Here is a 1589-nt window from a genome sequence, read left to right as displayed (position 1 = left end):
GTTTTTTCTGTGCTTATAAATCTGTACACAAGCACTACCACTAACTTTTCAGCCACGCAAAAGAACAAAAGATTAAAATATATATGATAAATATAAATAGGCTTCGCCTTTTTTTATTTTTTTCAAAAATTGAAAATCAAGGTCAAAATCAAAACCGCTCCGCAAGGACGGATTGGGGTAGGATTATCTTTTTAGACGAGGCGCTAATTCTTTTTTAGTGTGACCTGTTTATCTTGTTTGTTTAAGCGAACAGTTGCTCTGTTCGGTCAGAGTTGCACCCTAACAAGAAAAGACAAACTAGAACAGCCCTAGAACATCATATTTTAGCTTATAAGCGATTTTAGAGTAACTTTGGTATAAAATATCATGGATAAAAGAATAAGCCCTCAAAAGGGCTAATATCAGCTTATTCTTTTCTGTCTTCTCTTACCACGTTATATTTTTGACGATAACGTCGAAAAGTCGTTCGATTAATTCCAGTTTTACGCTCGATTTCTTTTTCTGTTAATCCTTGTTGGTATAAATCAAAGGCATGTTGCAATCCCTCATCTTCAAAAGAATATTTCTTTTTTCGTCCTTTAAATCGTCCCCGTTGTTTGGCAATGGCAATCCCTTGGGCTTGCCGTTCTCTAATCCGTTTTCGTTCACTTTCTGCTTGGTATTTGTACAATTCAATCATCAAGTTATTAATTAAACGCCTTAAATTATCGTCTTCAATCCCTGTCATGGACGGCAAGTTTAAGACTTCCAGCGTTGCGCCTTTTTGTTGAATTTGGTTCATCAGTTCGGTTAATTCTTTGTTATTTCGTCCTAAGCGGTCTAATTCTGTCACCACGACAATATCACCCTCATGTAAATAAGTCAGCATGGCTTGTAATTGAGGACGTTCAGTAGATTGTCCGCTTGCCTTATCTGAAAACACCTTAGAAACGTCCTGTAAGGCTTCTAACTGGCGGTCTAGGTTCTGTTCTTTGCTTGAAACACGAGCATAACCTATTTTTGCCATTTTCTACTCCTCCTCTTTATCATTATTGGCTTCTGCCAAATTGTCCAACGTTTTAAGTAAATCAGAGAGTTTATCATGTTTCACTTTATAAATCACTTGCTGTTTTTTATCCTTACCAATGGTGATGTAATCGCCATAAATCATGTATCTTCTGACAAATTTTGTTCCACGGTTCAAATCTAGTGTATACGTATCAGCACCGACTAAACCGCCAGTATCTTTGACCTCATTTTTTTTGGATAAATCCAACTCATCAAGATAATCGACAATTGATGAAACCATTTCTTTTTCCTTGATATTCATATCCGTTTCTTGAAATTGATAGTTACTCCCATTTGTAATGGTAAAATGAATACGGTCAATATTCTCTTTCGATAATTTTTGGGAGTTCGTACCACATGCTACAAGTCCAAAAATAGCTAGAAGAACAATGCTACTCAATGCGATTATTTTTTTCATTTATAGTTTCTCTCTTTCTTTTATGATTGTTTATAGCCCTTTTGCGAGTAATTGGAAAAATTGTGCTAAAAAGTCCACAAACTCTTTTTCGCTCATGATAATTAAAGGCTGTCCGGATTCAATT

The 1589-nt window shown here is 35.6% G+C and carries 2 protein-coding genes; both read right to left on the bottom strand.

Annotated features, from left to right (window positions below; genetic code table 11):
• Nucleotides 1-406: 406 nt before the first annotated feature.
• On the bottom strand, nt 407-1006 hold the full coding sequence (locus ABTZ99_RS44920) for a recombinase family protein (RefSeq protein WP_352334623.1): 600 nt from the start codon (nt 1004-1006) through the stop codon (nt 407-409).
• A gap of 3 nt (nt 1007-1009) precedes the next feature.
• Complete coding sequence (locus ABTZ99_RS44915; protein WP_058221561.1) at nt 1010-1465, bottom strand: hypothetical protein; 456 nt, start codon at nt 1463-1465, stop codon at nt 1010-1012.
• Nucleotides 1466-1589: the final 124 nt, after the last annotated feature.

The sequence above is a fragment of the Actinosynnema sp. NPDC002837 genome (assembly GCF_040295345.1).
Taxonomy (GTDB): domain Bacteria; phylum Actinomycetota; class Actinomycetes; order Mycobacteriales; family Pseudonocardiaceae; genus Actinosynnema.
This window is presented reverse-complemented; position numbering and strand designations above follow the sequence as displayed.